Raw genomic sequence first — 21,450 nt, forward strand, 5'->3', positions numbered from 1 at the left:
CTAGGGCGTGGTCCTGCCGGCTGGCAGTCGGGTATACCTGAGCATCTCTCGCCTAATATCACAGAACGGCCGTGACGGCACTGTGAGCGCTCACTAGACTACCGTTCGTGCGCGCGGGGGATGTGGTCGACGGGCGGTACGAACTGCAGGACGCCTGTGGTTCCGGGGCCGGCGGCGTCGTCTGGGCCGCGTTCGACCGGAAGCTGAAACGGCGGGTGGCGCTCAAGCGACCCCACGCGTCGGCGGCCGACACCGATCGGGTGTGGTTCCGCCGCGAGGCCGAGGCCGCCGCACAGGTGCACCACCCGAACGCGATCTCGATCTTCGACACCATCGACGCCGACGACTGCTGGCTCGTGATGGAGTACCTGCCCGCGGAGAGCCTGGACAAGACGCTGGCGGCGAAGGGGCCGCTGCCACCGGAGCGGGTGGCGAAGATCGGTCTGCAGATCGCGGGCGCGCTGGCCGCGGTGCACGCCCGGAACATCGTGCACCGCGACGTGAAGCCGGGCAACATCCTGGTCACCGACGACGATCTGGCGAAGCTGACCGATTTCGGCATCTCCATCTGGCGGGAGGTGACCCGGACCGACGGCAGGTTCGGCGGCACGCCCGCCTACATCGCGCCCGAGGTGGCCAGCGGTTATCCGGCCGGCCGCGCCTCGGACATCTTCTCCCTCGGCGCCACGCTGTTCGCCGCAGTGGAGGGCACACCGCCGTTCGGCAAGGGCGAAGAGCACGAGGTACTGGAGCGCGCCCGGCGTGGTGAGCTCCTGCCGATGCGCCAAGCGGGCCCGCTCGTCCCCTTGCTGACTGAGATGCTGCGGCCACATCCCGGCAAGAGACCGACCGCCGATGAGGTCCGCTCACGCCTCAAGGACATCGTCGGCGATTGGGTGCCGCCAGGGTCCTCGGCCGAACCCCGCGCCCCGTACCACTACCGTCGCCTGCTTCTGCCCGCCGCGGCGGTCGCGCTGCTCGCGGCGATCAGCGCCGCGGTGTACCCCAGGCAGCACGAGGCACCCGCGACCCAACAACCCGTGCCCCTCAGCGGTCTTGTCGGCGACGAGCGCACCGCCGATCCCTGCGCGTTGATCGACCAGGAGGACCTGCGCCGGTTCGGCCCGGTACAACTGGTCACCACCTATGGCAACTTCAACCGTTGTGACGCCCTGGTCCACGTCGGCGCGACAAAACCGGTGGACGTGGAGATCCAGCTGATCACCCGGACGTCCCGTGCCGTGCAGGGACGACCGCTGGAGGTCGTGAAGGAGTCCGCGGACAGCGGTGAGTGTGACTACACAGTGGTGGTGGACTACGGGTACGCCGCCCGGGTGACGGCGAAGCTGGGGAATCCGCCACTGAACCTCTGCACCGTGGCCGAGGCCGCGACGGGCAGTGTGCAGAAGGTGCTCCGCAACGGTCCGATCCCGCGGCGAGCCATCCCGTTCCCCGCCGGCTCGCTCGCCCACGTCGACGCCTGCGCGCTGCTCGATGCCAAGATGCTCGCCACCCTGACCGCGGTCAACCCCGACTCGGCCGTGGACGTGTTCGGGAAGTGGGGGTGCAAATGGTTCAACACGGTCGGCGGGGCTGCCCTCAACCTGCGCTACGACCAGCACGCGGCCCAGGAGATACTCAAGGGCGAACTGGTCGAGCTGGACGGTCATGCGGCCTACGTCCAACTGGACTCGGGCACGGGCTGCACCGTCAGCGTTCCACACCGGCCACCGAACCTGCCGCCGCGGGCGTACATCGACGTACTGGTGCTGACGGTGCAGGGCGATCGACCGGGCATCGAGTACTGCCCCCAGGCGAAGAGCCTGGCCGCGACGGCCGCCGGGAAGCTGCCCTCCTGACGGCGGCACCGCGACGCTAGTGCTGTGACCAGCAAACCTCCCCGGTCACAGCACTAGCCAGCCGCCGACCACACCGACTCCCCTGGAAGCACCGCGCAACGGTGCACGGGTGTATGCCAGCTCGCCAACCGCACACCCGGAACCGGGTCGGCGCTGTGGAGGTCGTCCACGGCGTAGACGCCGCCCCAGATTGAACGGCGTCCTCGTCAGGAAAACTCGGATGCGATCGGTAATGCTGGTCCTGAACAGACGTGGAGTGCGTGCGCCACGGAACTGACGGAGCGCGCACGTCGGTCCGGTGATCAGCTGATCACGTCATGAGGACCCCAGCCCCTGCCTATCAGTTGCGGGGCACCCCAGGTCGTCGTGCCGCTGATGCCACGGCTGTGTGGGTAGGCGCGCAGTTCGCCCGTGCTCTTGACTTTGCCGACGAGGTCGAGCCAGCCGTCGAGGTTGACATCGTTGAGGAAGATGACGTCCATCATGTTCCACCCGGCCCCGACCTTCACCGGTCCGGCGGCGCGCCTCCGCTCCAGCGCCTCGCGGTCGAAACGCGGGCCACCGGCGGCGCGGGTGATCCCGTCGTCGCCCGGGTACGGCGTGAGCGTGCCGTTGTCCACGGCCGGGTCACTGGCGATGATGTCGATGATCCCGTCGCCGGTGAGATCGGCCAGGGTCAGCCAACTCACCCCGCCCCAGCCGTGCCCAGCAGTACGCGGGGCTTGAACGTGTTGAAGCCGTCGAAGCGGCCGGAGTGGTAGTAAACGTACAGGTTCCCGGTGGCAGCCTCGCGGGCGATCTGGTCGTCCCAGCCGTCGTTGTTGAGGTCCTGGAACTGCAGCATGTTGTGGATGTTGGCGCCGAGGCCGACCGAGATCGGGGCCTGGAAGGTGCGGGTGCCGTCGAACTGCCCGGAGTGCGGGTAGACCTTCAGGTTGCCACCGTCGACGGTGTGCCAGCGTCCGATGAGGTCCGGCATGGTCCGGCTGCTGATCCGGGCGAGGCCGAACCAGTTCAAGCCGCTCGCGTTGATGCCGACGATCGTGCCGGGACGAAAGGTTTGCTGGCCGTTGAACTTGCCGCTGTGGGTGTAGACCATGGTGACCTGGTCGCTGGTGCGCCGGGTGAAGATGTCGTTGCGCCCGTCCAGGGTGATGTCCCGGGACACCGCACCGGTGCCCGCGGCTGCCGGTCCCCCGGTGACGAGGACGCCTGCTGCGGCGAGGGCGGCCGTGCACAGCAATGCGGTGAGTCGGCGCATCACGCACCTCCGATGTAGTAGCCGTGGATGTAGCTGCGCAGGTGCGCGATTCCCTTGCTGTGCGACAGGTTCAGCGTTCCCGACGGCGGCAGGCCGGTGAGCACGCCGTTGTTGCGGGCGGGGCGGCCGGAAACACTCATCGGCAGGAGCTGTTCGGTGGCCGCGCTCGCCCAGCCGGTGTTGCCGTGCTCGCGTTGCCACACCTCGACCGTGGTGGCCTCGCTGGCCAGTCGTGCCGACACGGTCAGCATCGCGCCCAGCGCGCCGGCCGGCACCCCGTCGCGTCCGGTCACGGTGATGTCCACCGCCCGGCCCGCGGGCAGTCCGCTGTCGAAAGCGGTGGCGCCGGTTCCGTTGCCGGAGCTGTAGTTGTGGTTGATGTGTCGCAGCGGCACGTAACGGCCACCACCGGAGCGCACGTCGAAGTAGCCGGTGACGTCGACCGCGACGGTTACCTTGCCCCGCGCGTTGTACACCTTCATGCCGTTGTCCGGTCCGATCGGCACGATGAGGCTGCTCGTGGTCACGGTGCCGGGGTAGGGCGTGGCGGTCCACGAGGCGGTTCGCCGCTCGCTGAACACCTCGACCTCGGTGGCTTCACTCGCCGACAGGGTGGTCACGTTGACGGCCACGGCGGTCGCGGTGGCGGAGATGCCCTGCACCCCGCGCAGGGCAAGGGCGAACTGGCCACCGGCCTCCAGCGGGAATCCCTGGTGCAGCCGGGTGGTCTTCGGCATCGGGAAGAACGTGGACACGCCGCCGGAGCTGTAGTAGCCGAGCAGGTCGATGGACAGGTTGACCCGGGCGCTGGAGTTGTGCACGCGGATCACCTTGTCCACCGGGTGCAGCAGGACCGTCACGGTCTCGGATCTGTTCTGTCCTTTTCGGACGTCCACAGTGGATACCGGAGAGACCAGGACAACCACCGCGACGCATACCGGCACGCCCTGTGGAGCGCGCTTCTCACGGAACGCCTGTGCTTTGCCAAGGCCGCTGAGCTGACCACCCGACATGAGGAGTGGCCCGACGGCACCGACCCGTTGAACCAGGTGCGTGAGGCGATGGACATGCACAACAACAAGCTCGACCGGGATATCGCCGAGCAAGCCCCACCGGGCACCTCACTCGGTCACTTGATCGAGCAGGCCGCGCGCGACGGCAAGCTCGTGGTGATCGACGACAACGGCCGCCTGGTGCCCAGCAACTACGACTTTGCGCTCCCGCCCCAGCGTTCCGACGACACCGGGCGGTATGGAGGAGGGGGGTGAGCCCCAGCGGTCGGGTGAACCGATGCGGGTGATCATCGCCAGGTTGGGACGGTCGACCTCGGTGGCAGGGCCGCCATGACACAGTCGGCGCACCGGGTCCCGGGCGAGCACAGCAGCGCGCCCTCGCGGATCTAGGTTGGTAGCGCAGCTGCACGTGAGTGATCAGTACTGGTCAGCGTGATCCGGACGTGCGTCTGCCTCTGCTGGGCGAGTTGTGCCTGAGCGCGTAGCGCTGCGGCGCGAAGGACTGGGTTGCTGGACGTGGCTTCGGCGGCCACGGCGGGATCGCCACCGCCTACTCCCCCGCGCTCCAGGTCGGCGCCGCGGTCGGCAATGCGGCAGCCATCTTCGGAAAGGACCGCCTTGCTCCGGACGACCCGGAACTCGGGATGGAACACGCCACCGTCGCAACCGAGAACGCCGGGATCCGCGTGCTCTTCCGCGACCATGCCGGAAAAGTTCACCGCCAGGATCGCCGCATGACGATGACGGCGAGCGATCTCCTGTTGCGGCGGTTCCGGTGGGTCGGTGGTCATGGCGACATGTGGCCTGTGTTCCGTGATGGCGTCGCCAGTCGTCGAGTCGGAATACACGGCTCCGCACGTGGCCGCACGGTGGTGTCGACGGTCGCGTTGCCGGGCGGTGCCCTGTCACCGCCCGCGGCAGCGGGCCAGACCGCGCAGTCACAGGCGGCGGGTGGTGTCCGCGCGGAGCAGGCGGACGGTGTCGCGGGCAGGTGACGCTGCTGTCGGGAGACAAGGTCACCGTGGTGGAACAGAAGGCCGGTGTGCCGACCGCGCTCGTGCGGCCCGCCAAGGGGCGGGAGCGGATGCGGTTCGACATCCGGCGCACGCGCACGCAGCTGCTCGTGGTCCCGCAGGACGCGGTGGCCGACGTCGGTTCCGGCAAGCTCGATCGTCGCCTGTTCGACGTGCAGCTGTTGCTGGAGCACGGTTATGACGACGCGCGCCGCGGTGACCTGCCGTTGATCGTGCAGGGTGCCGGTGCGCGGGTGGGGGCGCGCGGGCGGGCATGGGCAAGATCTGGTTGGACGGCCTGCGCAAGCCCACCCTCGACGTGAGCGTGCCGCAGATCGGCGCGCCGGCGGCGTGGGAGGCCGGGCACACCGGCAAGGGCGTGCAGGTCGCCGTCGTGGACACCGGCGTGGACACCAAGCACCCCGACCTGGCGGGCAAGGTGGTCGACCAGCGGGACTTCACCGGCGGCGGCGACCCCGGCGACACCATCGGGCACGGCACCCACGTGGCCTCCACCATCGCGGGCACCGGCGCGAAGTCGGGCGGCAAGCACAAGGGTGTCGCCCCGGACGCCTCGCTGCTCAACGCCAAGGTGTGCATGGACCGCGGGTGCCCGGAATCGGCGATCCTGGCTGGGATGCAGTGGGCCACGGAGTCCGGCGCGAAGGTCGTCAACATGAGCCTCGGCGGCCCGGACACGGCGGAGATCAGCCGCTGGAGGAGGCGGTCAACAAGCTCAGCGCACAGCACAACGTGCTGTGCGTGATCTCCGCGGGCAACAGCGGCCCCGGTGACGAGACGGTCGGCTCGCCGGCAAGGGCGGACGCCGCCCTCGCCGTGGGCGCGGTGGACAAGAAGGACCAGATCGCCCCGTTCTCCAGCCGCGGCCCGCGGGTCGGGGACCGGGCGGTCAAGCCGGAGATCACCGCGCCCGGTGTGGCCATCACGGCGGCCAAGGCGGGCGGCGGAGGTGACCCCGCCCCGGGCGGGTACGTGGCGTTCTCGGGCACCTCGATGGCCGCGCCGCACGTTGCGGGCGCGGCGGCGATCCTGGTCGGGCAGCAGCCGGGCCTGTCCGCCGCGCAGTCGAAGGCGGTGTTGATGGGTTCGGCCAAGCCGAACCCGGCGCTGGCCGTGCCGGCCCAGGGCGCGGGACGGGTCGACGTCCAGCGCGCCACCGGCCAGTCGGTGCACTCCGACCCGCCCTCACTGTCACTGGGCACCGCGCTGTGGCCACACGAGGACGACCCGAAGATCACCAAGAAGCTCACCTACCGCAACCGCGGCTCGCAGCCGATGACCTTCACGCTCGCGGTGACCGCGAGCGGGCCGGACGGCAAGGCGGCCCCGGAGCGGATGTTCGGCCTGAGCACCGACCGGGTCACCGTGCCGGCGGGCGCGGAAGCCACCGCCGAGCTGACCGCCGACACCACGCTGAACACCCCCGACGGCAACTACAGCGGCCTTGTCACCGCGACCGCGGAAGGCCAGGCCGTGGTCACACCGTTCGCGGTGCACAAGGAGGTGGAGAGCTACGACCTGTCGTTCACGGCCGTCGGCCGTGACGGCGCACCCTCGCAGTTCCAGGCACTGCTGATCGACGCGGCGACCGGTGAGCCCGTCAACGTCTGGAGCCCCGACGGCAAGGGCACCCGGCGGTTGCCCAAGGGCGACTACCACCTGACGGCTGCCACCTCGAGCGGCTGGCAGGCGGGCGATCCGCTGAGCGTGCACTTCCGGCCCTCGGCGCTGTCGCTGACGAAGAACGAGTCGGTGACGTTGGACGCCCGGCAGGCCAAGCCGATCTCGGTGAAGATCGACAAACCGGGGCTGGTTCAAACCACGGCCCAGGTCACCGGCATGTGGACCACCGACGGCCGAACTGTCGGCGCTCTCCTGGTGGCCCCGGCCTTCGACAACGTGTTCACCGCGCAGTTGGGGCCGGACGTGCCCGTCACCGCGTTCACCGCCGGCATCGCCGCCCAGTACGATGCCGGGGCCGAACCGCACAACGTGGCCTGGGGCCAGTCTGGCCGCATGTTCGACGGCCTGGAAAAGGTGATCTCCGATCGTGGGTTCGCCTCGGTGCGCAACGACTACCACCTCACCAGGGCGGGCAGCACGGGCCTGAAGGTGACGATGCCGTTGCTGCGGCAGGTACCGGTGGCGTCCGGGATGATCAGCGTGATCGACCAGCCGGGCGCGCGCACCGAGCACTACCACAGCGGCGGCGACCTGACATGGTCGAGCGGATACCAGCACACAACGGAGCCGGGAAGTTTCCCGAGTTTCCTTCTGCAGAACGCGGGGGTCCGGTACGAACCGGGCAGGAACTACCACGAGAACTGGAACGCCGCGGTGTTCGGCCCGTCCCTGCCGGGCCCCTGTCGTCGCTGGTTCGCGACCAGGACCGGATCACCAGCACCCTGTCCCTGCTCAGCGACGCACCGGACCGCACGAACTGGGTGGACCACGATTCCGGGCGGACCACGCTGTTCCGCGACGGCGTCAAGGTCGGCGACGGCAACTGGCCGGGCTGGGGCAGCTGGGAGGTGCCCGCGGGTGAGGCGACCTACCGGCTGGAGTCGGAGGTCAAGCAGAGCGTCTCCGACTTCTCCACCCACCTCCAGTTGGCGCAGACCTTCCGCTCCCGGCGCACCGGCACCGCGACCGACCTGCCGGTCTCGGTGATCCGCTTCACCCCGCCCGTGGACGTGGACAACCGCGTCAAGGCGGGGCAACAGATCCGGTTGCCGATCCAGGTGCAGACCCAAGGTGCTTCCCCGGCCTGGACGCTCCGCCTGGAGTTGTCGGTCTCCTACGACGACGGCAAGACCTGGCAGAAGGCCACCGCCGTCCCCGCCGGGCCTCGAAGTGGAGCGCCTACCTACGGCACCCCGCCGGTTCGGGCTTCGTGTCCCTCAAGGCCAAGGCGACCGACCACCGCGGCGGCACCACCGAACAAACCATCATCAGGGCCTACGGCCTGAAGTAGTCCTCGACCCAATCAGACACGGTGGCCACCGTCGCACGGCGGAGGCCACCGTGTCGCTGCGTGGCGGGCGGGGTTCCGTGACCTGGTCGGGCGCAACGGGCGCGAAAGTGCCATGCTTGCTGTCATGCCACGACGTACCGGATGGATCTGGGCCGGTCGGGCAGTCTCGGCCGTGATCATCGTCAGCCTGGCGGTCTATCTCGGCCTGGCCGGGCTGGAGCGGGCGGACAAGCTCGCCAGTGTGATCGGCGCGCTGGCCGCGCTGACCGCGTTGGTAGCGCCTTACCTCCTCCGCGCCCGGCCGCCCGCGCAGGCGGACTCGGCTGCGGCGCAAGGGGTGCAGATCAACCACGGCGGCGCCAACAGCCAGGTCAACCACTTCCGCGAGAAGCCATGACCGAACAGATCCGCGGCGTCCAGGTCAACCAGGGCGGGGAGAACACCCAGGTCAACCACTACCACGAGCCGCCGCGGCCGGATGTCTGGCCGAAGCGGATCGGCGCGGTGCCGGTGCTGGCCTCGGCGTTCCAGGACCGCGCTGCGGTGCGGGCCCGGATCGCGGGCCCGGCGGTGGTGCTGAGCGGCGGCGGCGGAGTCGGCAAGTCCCAGCTGGCCGCCAGCTACGCGATCCAGGCGATCCGCGACGGAGTCGAGCTCGTGGTCTGGGTGCCCGCAGCCCGGGCGGAGTCGGTGATCGCGAGCTATTCCGGTGCCGCGAACCAGGTGCGCGCCGCCGGTGCGGACGGCGCCGACGCCGAGCGGGACGCCCGGGCGTTCCTGGACTGGCTCAGCACCACCGAACGGAGCTGGCTGGTGGTGCTGGACGACCTGCACCCCGATCACCTCGGCGACTGGTGGCCCGTCAGCCACACCGGGACCGGGCGAGTACTGGCCACTACCCGCCGGCGGGACGCGCCGCTCTCCGGCGGCGGGCGGGCCGTGGTCGACATGGACGTGTACACGCCGGAGGAGTCGGCCACGTACCTGACCGAGCGACTGGGCACATTCGACGGCACCGGGGCGGAACTGGCGGAAGCATTGGGGCACCTGCCGTTGGCGCTCTCGCACGCCGGTGCGTACCTGATCAACGAAGAGGTCAGCTGCGCGACGTATCTGAGGCTGTTCCGGGACCGGCGATCGCGGCTGGGCGATCTGATGTCCTCGGGGACCGACACCGACCAATACGGCACGCAGGTCGCGGTGACCCTGTTGCTGGCGGTGGACGCGGCGCAGGCCGTGACGCCGATGGCATTGCCCGCCTTGCGGTTCGCCGCGGTGCTGGACCCGGCGGGGCATCCGGAGTCGTTGTGGTCCTCGGCCGCGGTCAGCCAGTACCTGGGCGGGGACGGCCGGTCAGCAATGCGGTTGCTGCACCGGTACAGCCTGCTCACCCACACCCGGGAAACGGTGCGGATGCACGCGCTCACCGGCCGCGCGGCGCGGGAGGCGACCCCGGATCTGGACCCGGCCGTAGGCGCGGCGGTGGAGTCGCTGTTGGCGGAGTGGCCGGAGGTCGACACGGACCAGCCAGAGCTGGCGCGGGTGCTGCGGGCCAACGTCGACGCCCTGGAAACGCAGGTCGGCGACCTGTTGTGGCGGGACAACCGGGATCGAGTGCTGCACATCGCGGCGGAGAGCCTGGGCAACGTCGGTCTCTACGCGGCGGCGCTGACCACCTCGCGGCGGTTGGCCGACGCCAGCACCAGCCACCTCGGGGCCGACCACGAGCGCAGTCTCAGCGCCCGCGGTTCGCTCGCTGTCGCCTGCCACGCAGCTGGACTGAGCACGGAGGCGGTGCGGCGCGGCGAGCAGGCCGTAGCCGACTGTGCGAGGGTGCTGGGCGACCGGCACCGGGACACCCTGAGCGCACGGGTGAACCTGGGCTTTCTGTGCCGGGCGGTGGGCCGCTCCGCTGAGGGCACCGCGCTGCTTGAGCAGGCGGTCGCCGACTGCGCGGAACTACTGGACCCGGACGACCCGATCGGGGTGGCCGCCCGGATGAACCTGGCCTACCTGTACTGGGAATCAGGCCAGGTTGGAAAGTCGATCGCGCTGGAGGAACAGCGGGTCGCCGACCAGGAGCGGCTGGCCGGCTCGCGGCATCCGAACACCTTCGCGGCCTGGACCAACCTGGCCTCCTCCTACCGACAGGTGGGACGGCTGGACGAAGCGCTGGAACTGGGCGAGAAGGCGGTCAGAACGGCCCTGGCGGTGCTGCGCGAGGACCACCCGGAAACGCTGAACTGCCGCAGCGGCCTCGCCGTGACGTACTTCGAGCTGCGCCGGTTCGCCGAGGCGATCGCCATCGAGGAGGACGTCGCCGCCCGCCGCAGGCTTGTGCTGGGACCCGCGCACCCCGATACGCTGCAGGCGGAGAAGAACCTCGGCATGTCCTACCACGGCGTGGGAGAGACGGAGCGGGCGATCGAGGTGCTGGAACGGGTGGTCGCCACGGCCGGCGAGGTGCTCGGTCCGGACAACGTGGAGGCCCTGCAAGCCCGTGCCGTTCTGGGCGACGCCTATCTGCTCGCCAGGCGGCCAGAGTCGGCACTGCCCGTTCTGGAGCGGGTGCTCGCTGATTGCACCAGCACCAAGGGCGCGGGCCACCTGGACACGGTGCAGGCCCAGGTCAGCCTCGCGCTGTGCCTGCACCGGCTGGGGCGGTCCGGCGAGGCCGTCCTGCTGGCGACTAAGGTGCTGACGACCGCGCGGCAGGTACTCGGCGACGAACACCCAGCCACCGAGTTCGCCCGGCAGGTACTGGCACTGTGCCAGCCATCGCCGTGACGTGCCCTGGCACCTCCCCACGCCGCTCGCCCGAGTTCACCGGCACCGTCGGCTTCGAACACCACAACGGCCTTTCGCTCCCCCTGCAACGAGATCCCGCCTTCGTCATCCGCACCGTCATCGAGCGGCTCGCGGCGGTGTGATCCGAGATCCGTTGGTTCACAACAGCATCCCGGAGTTGCCGGGGGCCAGGCCGACTGATCTCTGGCCGCGGTGTCGTGCACGGCCTTTCGGCAACGGCCGGTCTCTGACGTCTTCTCAGGCCGCCAAGCGCGGAAGTCGTCCCTGCGGGAGCGGGGGTGGTCCGGCGTGCCGGATCGCCGCCAATTTCGCTGGCCTGATGCGGAACAATGACCACCGATGTCCGTTCAGCTCGCATTCGGCCTGACCGCCGGAGCTGGGTCGCGCTGCTGGCTGCCCACCTCCGGCGGCCGGAGCACGCCCAGGCCCGTCGAGGACCGGGCGGGCGCGCACCCGCCCGGCGCTGCCGTCGCCGTCGGACCGGCCGAGGCAAGTCCCGAGGCGGTCCGGGAAGCGTGCGCGCGGCTAGTCCTGTTGGCGGGCAAGGAGATCGCGGCGGCCGCGGCGGGCGTTGACCTCGGTGGCGGCTTCGTCTCGGCGCGACTGGCCGGGGCGCACGGTGACCGGCGGGACGCGGTGCTGGCCGCCCTGCGGGTCCTCGGCGCCGACGGCGCGTACCGGCTGGGCGACCGGGCTGCCGTCCTGGTGGCGCTGTTCGGGCCGTCGGCGACCAAGCGGGTCGGCGCGGCCGCGCACACCGCGGTCGCCGAGGAGCGCTGGGCGGCGCTGGGACTGGCTTCCGCGGCCTCGGACCTGCTCGGGCCGGAGCAGCTGGAGCAGCTCCTCCAACTGCGCGCGCCGGAGGGGATCGACCCGTTCCCGCGCGGCGCGGCCTCCACCCTGGCCGGGCACCTGGCCAGGGTGCTGGCGGGCTATCCCCGGCCGCGGCGGCTGGCGCTGATCCTCAGCCTGTGGCAGGAGGTGTGCGCGCGGCTGGTCCAGCGGCAGCGCCTGGCCCGCCTGCCCGCGACGCAGACCAAGGCCGATCGGATCGACAAGCTCCGCGAACGCCACCGCGACCACCACGACGAGGCGGTCCTGTGGCACCTCAAACGGGACCTGTGGGCCGGCGAGGTGACGCTGGCCGCGGCGGCTCGCTGGCAGCCACCCCGGTGGTGGGCCACCTGGGAACTGAGCCGGTTGGCGCGCGATGCCATCGCGGCCACCGCGCTGCTGCGGTTCGCCAGGACCGTCTCCGACGAAGGTCTCGCGCTCGCCGCCGAGAAGCACCGCGACGAGCTGCTCGCGGCCGACGCCTGCCTCACCGAGGAGGCGCGCTCCTCGGCCGCCCGCCGCCGGCAGGGCGCCTACAGTCACCCGGCCCGCCCGGGGTGCTACCTGCACTACGTGGTCCAGGCGCTGGAGCCGGGGCGCGCGATCTCCGACCGGACCGAGAACGCGGTGCGGACCCGGATCGCCATGGCCCGCAACTACGGCGTGGTCGTCTTCGACGCGGTGGCCCGGCAGCTCAGCGTGTTCGAGACGGAGTACCTGCGCCACTGCTGGGACACCTGCAGGCAGTGGCAGGTCAAGGATCTGAGGCGGTGGCGCGCCGCGGCGGGGTTCTTCAGGTCGCCCGACAGCTGGCAGCAGCCGCCAGTGGAGGACGTGCACGCCAAGGAGCTGACCCAGCCGCTGGCGCAGCGGCTGGCCGCCGCTCCCGGCGCGGATCCGGCCGCGGTGGAGGAGCCGCACGACCTGCTGTGGTTCGCCGACCTCGCCGACGCGCTGGCGCCCTTCCACGGCAACGCCTCCGCCGACGCGCTGCCCGGTGAGCTGATGCCCGAGCTGAACTACACCGCGCCCCCGCCCGATCAGGAGTGGCCGCGCGCCGACTCCGTGCCGCTGGCCGCCGCCGAGGTCGCCCAGCTGGTCGCCTTCGGCGCCTCGCCGCCGCCCCGCTGCCGGAGCTGGGCGGAGCTGGCCGAGGGGGTCAGCGCGGACGCGGTGGTCGCCGAGGCCAGTGTGGGCGCCTTCCCCGTCCCCGCCGAAGTGTCCACTGTGGACAAACAAAGCATCCCGGGCGCCGGGCTGGTGGTGGAGCTGGGGCGCGAGCCGAGACAGCTGGCCGACTGGTCCGCTTACATGGGCAACTGCCTCGGCGAGTCCTGGTACGCCGAGCAGGCCCGCCGCGGCCAGTGCGTGCTGATGGCGTTGCGGGACCCGGCCGATGACCACATCGTGGCCAACCTGGACATCCGGCGGCACACGGGCAGCTGGCACGTCCACGAGCTGCGCGCGCGGTTCAACGACGACCTCGACCCGGCACTGGAGGAGCAGGTCAAACGCTGGGTGGCCGGCCTTCGCGTGCCCGCGCCGCCCGCGGCCGAGCCCCTGGTGCCGGTGCCGCCGGTGCGGGCACGGGGCGGCGGCGCCCGGCGTTCCGCGGCGGCCCGCCTGCCCGCCGAGCTCTTCCGCGCGTTGACCGCCGAGGTGGAGCGGGAACTGGCCACCGCGCCGGTCGCCTCGGCCCGGCTGGTTTATGCCGCGCTGGCGCGGGGAATCGGCAGACCCGGGCAACCGGCCGACTTCGAACCGGCGGCGGCGGTGATCGCGCTGAAACGCCTCGGCCCGGCCGAGCACGTCGATCTGCTGCGCGCCGCGCTGGAGGCCGGACTCGGCGCGGCCGCGCTGTGGCAGGCCACCCGGGTCCGGCCGCTGGCCGCCGCGGTGAACCGGCTTGACCCGGCGCTGCGCGAGTACGACCGCGTCGCCACGCTCACCGGCGCGGAGCCGCTGCCGCGCTCGCTGCGCGCGATGGTGCGCCGCGTGGGGATCACCCCGGCGCACGCCATGGACGTGGTGGCGCGGGCGGTCCGCGCGGCGGTGGGTGAACTGGCCTGCGACCCGGTGCTGGGCCGGTCGGTGGCGCGCAGGCCCGCGCCGGAGCTGGTGTGCGCGCTGGCGATCGCGGCCACCTGCGCAACACGGTCCACAATGGACGGTGTGGTACGGGTGAGCGAGCCGCGGGAGGTGACGGTGCCGGGCTTTCCGGTCAGCGACCTGTTCGACGGGGGCGGGCCGTGGCAGCGGGCGCTGGCCGCGGCGGCCGAGCTCGGCGCGCCGGTGGAGGTCTTCGCCGAGCGGATCGCCGAGCACGGGTTGCTGGTCCCTGCGGTGTTGCTGGACAAGGGCGGCTGGCCTGCCCTGTGGCGGCGCGCGCACCGCTGACCGACCGGGACACCGCGCGAAACCGGCCAACTTCCGCACCGAGGACAGCTTCCGCCTGGCCTGCGTGTTCGCCTCACTCCCCGTCGTACTCCGGCGGGAGTGTTCCCACCGCTGGTGCTGGCAACCGGGTTCATCACCTGGTTCCTGTTCACCGGCGTCCAATGGTGACCGGCATGTCCGAGGCACACATGAACATCGCCGCGGTCCGCACTGATGGCCGGACTGGACGCGCTGGCCCAGCAGACCGGTCAGCGGTGGCAGCAGCAGCGGTCGGTTCGCTGGAGGCATTGCCGCTGGACGACGGTTGCCTGGCGCGAGTGCCGGCTCCGGGCGGACGCCTCATGGCCGACGACGAACTCCAAGCCGAACGCGACGTCAGGATGCCAGCCAAGGCTTATATAAGTGGGGACTGGTACGATCCGTGTCGTGCACGCGTTCGACATCCTTGGCGACCCGGTACGCCGGCGCATTCTGGAGCTGCTTGCTGACGGTGAGCAGACCTCTGGCGCGATCACGGATGTGATCCGGGCCGAGTTCGGACTCTCCCAGCCGGCCGTCTCCCAGCATCTGCGCGTGCTGCGGGACAGCGGGTTCGCGTCGGTGCGGCCTGAGGGCGCTCGCCGGTTCTACGCCGTCGAGCCCGCGCCGCTGAGCGAGGTTGACGCGTGGTTGGACCGGTTTCGCCGGTTGTGGGAACAACGCCTCGACGCGCTGGGAACCGAACTGGCCCGGGGCAGGCGCGCGGCTCGGACTCCGGCTGGTGGGAAGTCCACCCCGGCCGGGTCCGGCACCGATGCGGGCAAGACCGATCCATCAACGAAGGGAACATGACATGAAAGACGTACTGGACGAACTGGCCGCCGCGCGCCGAGTGATGGGCAAGGGCAGCCTGCCCGCCGGCGAGGCTTACACCATCGAGGTGCGGCGTCGGTACGACGCGCAGATCGAGGACGTCTGGGACGCCATCACCAGCCCCGAGCGGCTGCGTCGCTGGTTGAAACCGGTCACCGGGGATTTGCGACTTGGCGGGAAGTTCGAGTTGGACGGTGGTGAGCACGGCGAGATCCTCCGGTGCGAGCCGCCGCGTCTGCTCAAGGTGTCCTGGCTCTACGGGCCGGACGCCGACGCTTGGCCAGGCACGAGCGAGGTGGAAGTGCGCCTGGTCCCGGGCCCGGCCGGCGACACCGAATTCGAGCTGATCCACGCAGCGGTCGTCGAGGAGCCCCTCTTCCCGATCTACGGCCCCGGTGCCGGCGGCGTTGGCTGGGACCTGTATCTCCTCGCCCTGGCCCGGTTGTTGGCCGGTGGCGAGACCGCCGACCACGAGGGGGTCCAGAAGTCGCCCGAAGGGCGCGAGTTCATCCGGCGCAGCGCCGCGGCCTGGGGCGAGGCTCACCTGGCCGCCGGTGGCGAACCGGGCCACGTCGCGGCCGCGGTCGAGGCCACCACCAAGTTCTACGCACCCGACCCGACCTGACATCACCGCGCCGCGTCCCGGCGCCAGGCGCGCGACTGTCCATTGAGGACTTGGGCCTCGGGTCAGCCGCCTTCGGCGACCTCGGCTTGCACCGGGGCGGACGCGGCTGGGTAGCGAGTCACCGCGAACAGCAGGTTGTCCACCTCCTCGGCGGTGGCCGCCAGGGCCGCTTCGAGGTCTTCCGCGCGCGCGAGCAGCATCCCCGCCTCGCACAGCGCGCTGAACAGCAGCCGGTAGCGGATGCCGAGCTCGTCGGCCGGAATCCAGCCGTCAGCGACTGCCGCCTGCAGGCGTTCCCTGAGCAGTTTCAGGGTGTGCTGGTCCTCGATCTCCCGGACGGTGTCCCAGCCGAGCACGGAGGGACCGTCGAGCAGGAGGATCTGCCGGACGTTCTGGTCCAGGCAGTTCTCCAGGAACGCGCGGCAGCCACCCCGCAGGGCCGACCAGCTGTCGTTCGCACTCGCCCGGGCGCGGACCAGGGCCGCCGCGAGTTCGATCTCCTGGTGCACGAACACCGCGCGGAACAAGCCGATCTTGCCACCGAAGTGGTGGTACGCGGCGCCCTTGGTCACGTTGGCCGCGGCGGCGACGGCCTCGATCGAGGTGGCCGCGTAGCCGTCGCGCCCGAACAACCGCTGCCCGGCCTCGATCAACGCGGACATCGTCTCGTTCGAGCGTTCGACCTGGGTTCGCCTGGCCACGTGCACCCCCTTGGTTGACAAACATACCAGAGGTACGTAACTTCCGTACCCGAAGTACGTAAGTTGCGGAATCACCGCGTCTACCAGCGAAGAGACACCCAGGGGGGTTGTTCGTTGAGCGAGCAAACAGAGCGTGGCGTGAGCCCTGGCAAGCTGATGACCGTCGCGGTCGTCAGCGCGTTCCTGATCGGCTTCGACGCCATGGTGGTGGTGCCGCTGATTCCGGAAATCGCCCAGTCCACCGGGACCGAGGCCCGGCTCGGTGGCCTCCTCGTGACGATGTACGCCCTGCTGTTCGCCCTGGGGGCGCCCTTCTTCGGGGCGATGTCCGACCGGATCGGCCGGCGGGCGGTCCTCGTGATCGGCCTCGCCGTGTTCGCCGTGGGCAACGCTCTCACCGGTGCCGGGACCAGCTTCACGTTCCTGCTGGTCGTCCGCGCCGTCTCTGGGCTCGGCGCGGCGATGATCATGCCGAGCGTGTACGCGATGATCTCCGACACCTACCCGTTCGAGAAGCGCGGCAAGGCCATCGGGGTGGTGGTCGCGGGCCTGCTCAGTGCCTCGGTGCTGGGCGCTCCCCTCGGCTCGTACCTGGCGCACCTCACCGACTGGCGGTCCACCTTCTACCTGATCGCCGGCGTGTCAGCGGTGGCGCTGGTGACCGCGCTGGTGCTGCTGCCGGCGATGACCTCGCCCCACCAGGAGCAGCGGATCAAGACCGGTGTCCTCGGCGCGTACCTCGGCTTGGTCAAGACGGCGATGAAGACGCCCGCGCTGCGCTTCCTGCTGGTCGCCTCGCTGCTGTGGAGCGCCGCGCTCTACGGCATGTTCTCCAACATCGGCGTGTTCTACTCCGAGACCTTCGGCTTCAACGAGGCGCAGACCGGTCTGACGATCATGGGCTCCGGCGCGGGCAGCATGGCGGGCGCCCTGCTCGGCGGCCGGATCGCGGACCGCTTCGGCAAGGGCAAGGTGATGGTGATCGCCGCGCTCGTCGCCGCCGCGGGTGTCATCTCGGTGCCGCTGATCGGCGACCACGTGGTGCCGGTGATCATCGCGTTCGTCATCTGGGGCACCGCGGTCGGCGTCGGCCAGCCCTGCCTGACGGCGCTGGTCAGCGAACTTCGACCGGAGGCTCGTGGTACCGCGCTCGCCTTGAACAGCTCGGCGCAGTACGGCGGCATGATGATCGCCACCGCGCTGGCCGCGGTGCTGCTCGAACAGGGCGTCGACTGGCCGGTGATCGGCCTGATCTGCGGCAGCTGCGCGCTGCTGGTGCTGCCGATGCTCAGGGGCGTGTCCGTCCTATCGGCACGATCCTGACTCCCGTTCCCGATCGGCACGCGGCGGCGGGCAGGCGCACGGCTCGGTGCGCCTGCCCGCCGCGTGCTGTTCAGGCCGCTACTTCCGCACGCCGGTCGCGCTGAACTCCTGCACGCCGACACTCCCGTCTTGGTTGCTGTTGCGCACGTAGAGCCGGATGTTGGCGGTGGCGACGTCGGCAGGCGGCCGGTAGACGACCGGCGCCGTCGTGCTGATCGCCTGGTAGGGCATGATGTCGAGCCAGGCGTTCTGGCCGGCACTCCACCGCTGCACCTTCCAGTCGGTGGCCATCCAGGTGCAGCAGTTGTCCTGCTGGATGGTGAAGGACAACCGCTCGTAGTCGGCGCCGAGGTCGAACTGCACCCAGGACTCGTTCGCCGTGGAGGCGGCCTCGCCGGTCTCGGTGACGCCGTCCCACAGCTTGCCGAGGCCGCTGTCCCAGTCACTGCGCTGCGACAGGGTGGAGTGGTCGGCCAGGTTCTCCCTGGGCACCTTCCACCGCAGTGGGGCGTACTTCGGTTCCAGGCCCGCCTGGTTCATGATGGTCCGCGCCTCGGCAGGCCACGCGCCACCGGTCACCACGTGCGGTCGCCCGTCGCCGTCGTAGATGGCCCCGCTGAGCCAGTTGTCGGCGAAGTCGGTGTAGTTGTGCGAGGCGTACACCGACAGGGGCTTGCGGTAACGCGGGGAGAAGTCGAACCGCCCGCCCTGCCCGACGTTGTAGTCCCAGCGGGTCTGGTGACTCTGGTTGTCGCTGTAGTAGTTCGCGGTCGACGTCCCGTGGTGCACGTAGTTGTGGCTGATCACGCTGCCCGGCCACGATCCGAACGAGTAGACGGCGCCCGAGTCGCGCACCCCCCAGGACGCCTTGGACGTGGCGTTGTAGACCTCGTTGTGGCTGAACGTCGTCTTGCCGATCCCGTCCACCCCGTCGAGGAGGCTCAGCTCCTCCGCCTTGCGCTGGTGGAAGCCCATGAACGCGGTGTCGTAGACGAGGTTGTGGGTGACCGCCACGTTGTAGGTGTTCATCAGGCTGATCCCGGTCGCCGGGAAGAAGTCGTCACCGATGTCGGTCACGACGTTGTTGCTGATCTTCACGTTCCTGGTGCGCCGGGCGCCGTCGACGTGCACGTCCATCCACCGGCCTGCGATGACCCCGGCGGCGGTCAGGTTATGGAAGGTGTTGCCGGTGACGGTGACGTCCTCGGCTCCGGTCAGCAGCTGCAGTCCGCCGTTGCCCATCTTGCGCACGGTGTTGTTGCTGAAGGTGATGCCCCGGGTGTTGGTCAGCTTGATCTGACCGGGCACCTCGCCGCCGTAGCCGTCGTGGTTCGGATCCTTGAAGGGATCGTCCGCGTACTGCGCCTCCGCTTGCGTGCCGCCGATGAACCGGTCGCGGGGCAGCAGCCAGTTTCCGTGCTCGAAGGTGATGCCGTCGAAGGCGATCGCACTCGCCTTCGCGGACGGGCTGGACCCGGCCACGTTCACCAGCGTCTCCACCACCGGCACGTACGCCCCGGCGCGGTTGACGTCCTCTCCGGCCCGCGGGTAGTAGTACACCTTGTTCGTCGCCCGGTTCAGGTACCACTCGCCGGGCGAGTCCAGCTCCTCGAACGCGTTGAGCACGTAGAAGGTGTCGTCGTAGTCCAGCGAGAAGCCGTCGTCGCGGTTCAGCCGCGCCTGGAAGTGCGGCTGCGCCAGGCGCACCCGCTTGTTGGCGCCGCTCGTGCTGATGTCCACGACCGGGAAGTAGTCGATCTTGAAGCCGATCGCGATGTGCAGCAGCCGGATGTCGCGGACGTTGGTGTACGCCGGAACGCTGGCCGCCGGGAACTGCACGCCGTCGTAGGAGCGGGTCGGCCGCTCCGGGTTGGCCGGCGGGTTGGGGATCGATGCCTCATCGAAGAAGCCGTTACCCACGATGCCCTTGCCCATCGCCAGCTGAGCCCGCTGGCCGCCGACGTAGAGCTGCCGGAAGTAGTCGGCGTAGCCTGCCGGCTCCGGCACATCGGCCACGAAGTAGGGCCGGTCGGCCACCCGGTTCCAGCCCGTGACGGCCTTACCACCGTCGATGATGGGCGTCTCCCCCGGAGCCGCCCGGTAGACGACCTTGAACCCGTTGGAACCCGAGTCCGCCTCGGCCAGGTTGAAGGTGGCCGTCCGGGTATGCCTGCCGCCGCGCAGACAGACGCCGAGGTCGGCCCGCATGTTCTTGTTGAGCCCGCGCTGCCGGATGTGGTCCCGCGCCCGTTCCAAGCTCGCCCAGGGGCGATCCGGTGAGGTTCCGGCGTTACCGTCACTGCCCGACGCGGAGACGTAGAAGGTGCAGGCCGGCGCCGCCTGCGCGGGCCCGGTGGACACCAGGCCGGTGGCCAGTACCACTCCGGCGACGGTCGCCACGGCCGCTCGCCTACTTGTGTTCATACCGTTCCACTCCTTGCTCGGTGGTTGCGGAAGGGTGGTGATGTGGACAGCCGGTCATGGGGCGCACACGTACTCCCCCAGCGCGGCGGGATAGGCCGGCCCGGGTGCGAGGCCGATCCCGTGGTCGCGGGGTGCCAAGACCGAGCCGTCCGGTTCGATGCCCGGTTCCTTGCGTACGGGGTTGGCGGTCACCAGGGACTCGTAGTAAGTGGTGTTGGCGATCGCCATGCACAGGTGCCGGGCCGACAGGGTGTTGCCGTGCACCTCGGCGCGCAGCCGGTAGGCGTCCGCCAGATGCGCGATCCGCATCGCACCGGTCATTCCCCCGCGCAGGGCCGCACTCGTCCGGACGTAGGTCGCGCAACCGGAAGCAAGGAAATCGGCCGCGCTCAGATGCGCGCCGGGGATCGTCTCGGCCACGTTGAGCGGCACGCCGACCCGCTCGGCGAGCCACCGGTATGCGGTGATGCTGTACTCCCGGATCGGTTCCTCGTACCAGAGGTAGCCGCACTCGGTCAGGGCGTGGCCGACGTGCACGGCGTCCGCGAGGTCGAACCCCGCGGAGCCGTCGTACATCAACGGGACGTCCGGACCGACGTGCGCCCGCAGCGCCTGGATCAGCCGGGTATCGCGATCGCGGTCGCCCCAGGCGTGCAGCTTGATGGCCGGATAGCCGAGCGCCAGACACTGGTCCGCGACGTCGAGGTACTCCTCGATCGAATCGAAGGTCACGGTCGAGGCGTACGCGGGGATGCTCGTGCGGTAGCCGCCGAGCAGTTGCCAGCACGGGGCGCCGTGCACCCGCCCGGCCAGGTCCCACAGCGCCGTGTCGACGACGCCGAGCAGGTGGATGGGCAGGTACTCGTTGCGGTCGACGTTCCAGAGGCGCTCCCACAGCCACTCGCGCTGCAACGGGTCGGCGCCGACCAGTTCCGGGCGCAGCACGCGGTCGACGAGGTCCCGCAGAACGACGGCGGAGCCCGGCTTGTGCGCGGTCGCCACACCGGTGGCACCCGTGTCGGTGCCGATGCGGATGATGCCGACCTGTCCCCCGGACCCGCCGCGCAACCCGTCACGCCATCGGAAGGGCGGATCCGGAGCGGCGACGTCGGCAGAGAAGGCTTCTACGTGGGTGATGCGCACGGTGACTCCGTCCGGGCGGGGCGGGGCGGCATCTGCGATGAATGAAGCTGGTACATCTTGCGTCCGGCGCACAACCTACCAGGCATTTATCACAATGAATAGGATCTATTTTGGACGCGATCACGGCAATGGGAGCACCAGGAAGACGCATATCAAGCCTTTCGGCCCTTGTGGAACCGAGGTGGGGCCATCACGTCGGCAA

17 protein-coding genes and 1 pseudogene are annotated in these 21,450 nt (G+C 70.3%); 11 read left to right on the plus strand and 7 right to left on the minus strand.

Going from position 1 to position 21,450, the window contains the following annotated elements; all coding sequences use genetic code 11:
- Positions 1 to 107: 107 nt before the first annotated feature.
- The gene (locus M8C13_RS00005; RefSeq protein ID WP_252478296.1) at positions 108 to 1,859 is read left to right on the plus strand and encodes a serine/threonine-protein kinase; all 1,752 of its coding nucleotides are present in this window, start codon (positions 108 to 110) and stop codon (positions 1,857 to 1,859) included.
- 302 nt (positions 1,860 to 2,161) lie between these two features.
- On the opposite strand, the gene M8C13_RS00010 is transcribed toward M8C13_RS00005, so the two are convergent.
- The 3 genes from M8C13_RS00010 to M8C13_RS00020 are packed head-to-tail and all read right to left on the minus strand — an operon-like array spanning position 2,162 to position 3,980.
- The gene (locus tag M8C13_RS00010) at positions 2,162 to 2,548 is read right to left on the minus strand and encodes a hypothetical protein (protein ID WP_252478297.1); all 387 of its coding nucleotides are present in this window, start codon (positions 2,546 to 2,548) and stop codon (positions 2,162 to 2,164) included.
- Positions 2,545 to 3,120 carry a hypothetical protein gene (locus M8C13_RS00015; protein WP_252478298.1) on the minus strand — a complete coding sequence of 192 codons (576 nt, stop codon included), beginning with the start codon at positions 3,118 to 3,120 and terminating at the stop codon, positions 2,545 to 2,547. Before M8C13_RS00015 ends, M8C13_RS00010 begins: the two co-directional genes overlap by 4 nt.
- The gene (locus M8C13_RS00020) at positions 3,120 to 3,980 is read right to left on the minus strand and encodes a hypothetical protein (RefSeq protein WP_252478299.1); all 861 of its coding nucleotides are present in this window, start codon (positions 3,978 to 3,980) and stop codon (positions 3,120 to 3,122) included. The genes M8C13_RS00015 and M8C13_RS00020 overlap by 1 nt, the downstream gene beginning before the upstream one ends.
- Between M8C13_RS00020 and M8C13_RS00025 the strand changes: the two genes are divergently transcribed.
- Positions 3,963 to 4,388, plus strand: coding sequence for a hypothetical protein (locus tag M8C13_RS00025; RefSeq protein WP_252478300.1), 426 nt, complete (start codon positions 3,963 to 3,965; stop codon positions 4,386 to 4,388). The genes M8C13_RS00020 and M8C13_RS00025 overlap by 18 nt on opposite strands.
- A gap of 131 nt (positions 4,389 to 4,519) precedes the next feature.
- On the opposite strand, the gene M8C13_RS00030 is transcribed toward M8C13_RS00025, so the two are convergent.
- Entirely contained in the window at positions 4,520 to 4,924 is a 405-nt protein-coding gene (locus M8C13_RS00030; protein ID WP_252478301.1) for a hypothetical protein, read from the minus strand.
- Positions 4,925 to 5,124: 200 nt separating this feature from the next.
- Between M8C13_RS00030 and M8C13_RS00035 the strand changes: the two genes are divergently transcribed.
- From M8C13_RS00035 to M8C13_RS00070, 8 genes and pseudogenes are all read left to right on the plus strand, one after another.
- On the plus strand, positions 5,125 to 5,469 hold the full coding sequence (locus tag M8C13_RS00035; protein WP_252478302.1) for a hypothetical protein: 345 nt from the start codon (positions 5,125 to 5,127) through the stop codon (positions 5,467 to 5,469).
- Positions 5,421 to 7,837, plus strand: a pseudogene (locus tag M8C13_RS00040) (S8 family serine peptidase). The gene M8C13_RS00035 and the pseudogene M8C13_RS00040 overlap by 49 nt, the downstream one beginning before the upstream one ends.
- Before the next feature lie 476 nt (positions 7,838 to 8,313).
- Positions 8,314 to 8,538: a hypothetical protein gene (locus M8C13_RS00045; RefSeq protein ID WP_252478303.1), complete on the plus strand. Its 225-nt coding sequence runs from the start codon at positions 8,314 to 8,316 to the stop codon at positions 8,536 to 8,538.
- On the plus strand, positions 8,535 to 10,928 hold the full coding sequence (locus tag M8C13_RS00050; protein WP_252478304.1) for a tetratricopeptide repeat protein: 2,394 nt from the start codon (positions 8,535 to 8,537) through the stop codon (positions 10,926 to 10,928). The genes M8C13_RS00045 and M8C13_RS00050 overlap by 4 nt, the downstream gene beginning before the upstream one ends.
- Entirely contained in the window at positions 10,910 to 11,071 is a 162-nt protein-coding gene (locus M8C13_RS00055; protein ID WP_252478305.1) for a hypothetical protein, read from the plus strand. The genes M8C13_RS00050 and M8C13_RS00055 overlap by 19 nt, the downstream gene beginning before the upstream one ends.
- A 217-nt stretch (positions 11,072 to 11,288) precedes the next feature.
- A complete protein-coding gene (locus tag M8C13_RS00060; protein ID WP_252478306.1) occupies positions 11,289 to 14,180 on the plus strand; it encodes a hypothetical protein in 2,892 nt (963 codons plus the stop codon).
- 426 nt (positions 14,181 to 14,606) lie between these two features.
- A complete protein-coding gene (locus M8C13_RS00065) occupies positions 14,607 to 15,011 on the plus strand; it encodes a helix-turn-helix transcriptional regulator (protein ID WP_252478307.1) in 405 nt (134 codons plus the stop codon).
- A 1-nt stretch (position 15,012) separates the two neighbouring features.
- A complete protein-coding gene (locus M8C13_RS00070) occupies positions 15,013 to 15,657 on the plus strand; it encodes an SRPBCC domain-containing protein (protein ID WP_252478308.1) in 645 nt (214 codons plus the stop codon).
- Positions 15,658 to 15,719: 62 nt separating this feature from the next.
- Here M8C13_RS00070 and M8C13_RS00075 read toward each other — a convergent pair whose 3' ends face one another.
- Entirely contained in the window at positions 15,720 to 16,358 is a 639-nt protein-coding gene (locus tag M8C13_RS00075) for a TetR/AcrR family transcriptional regulator (protein WP_252478309.1), read from the minus strand.
- Positions 16,359 to 16,496: 138 nt separating this feature from the next.
- On the opposite strand from M8C13_RS00075, the gene M8C13_RS00080 reads away from it, so the two are divergent.
- Complete coding sequence (locus tag M8C13_RS00080) at positions 16,497 to 17,681, plus strand: MFS transporter (protein WP_252478310.1); 1,185 nt, start codon at positions 16,497 to 16,499, stop codon at positions 17,679 to 17,681.
- Positions 17,682 to 17,759: 78 nt separating this feature from the next.
- Here the strand turns inward: M8C13_RS00080 and M8C13_RS00085 are convergent, their stop codons facing one another.
- Positions 17,760 to 20,081 carry a right-handed parallel beta-helix repeat-containing protein gene (locus M8C13_RS00085; protein WP_252478311.1) on the minus strand — a complete coding sequence of 774 codons (2,322 nt, stop codon included), beginning with the start codon at positions 20,079 to 20,081 and terminating at the stop codon, positions 17,760 to 17,762.
- Between the two features lie 78 nt (positions 20,082 to 20,159).
- Positions 20,160 to 21,248, minus strand: coding sequence for an enolase C-terminal domain-like protein (locus tag M8C13_RS00090; RefSeq protein WP_252478312.1), 1,089 nt, complete (start codon positions 21,246 to 21,248; stop codon positions 20,160 to 20,162).
- Positions 21,249 to 21,450: the final 202 nt, after the last annotated feature.

The sequence above is a fragment of the Crossiella sp. SN42 genome, from assembly GCF_023897065.1.
Lineage (GTDB): Bacteria > Actinomycetota > Actinomycetes > Mycobacteriales > Pseudonocardiaceae > Crossiella.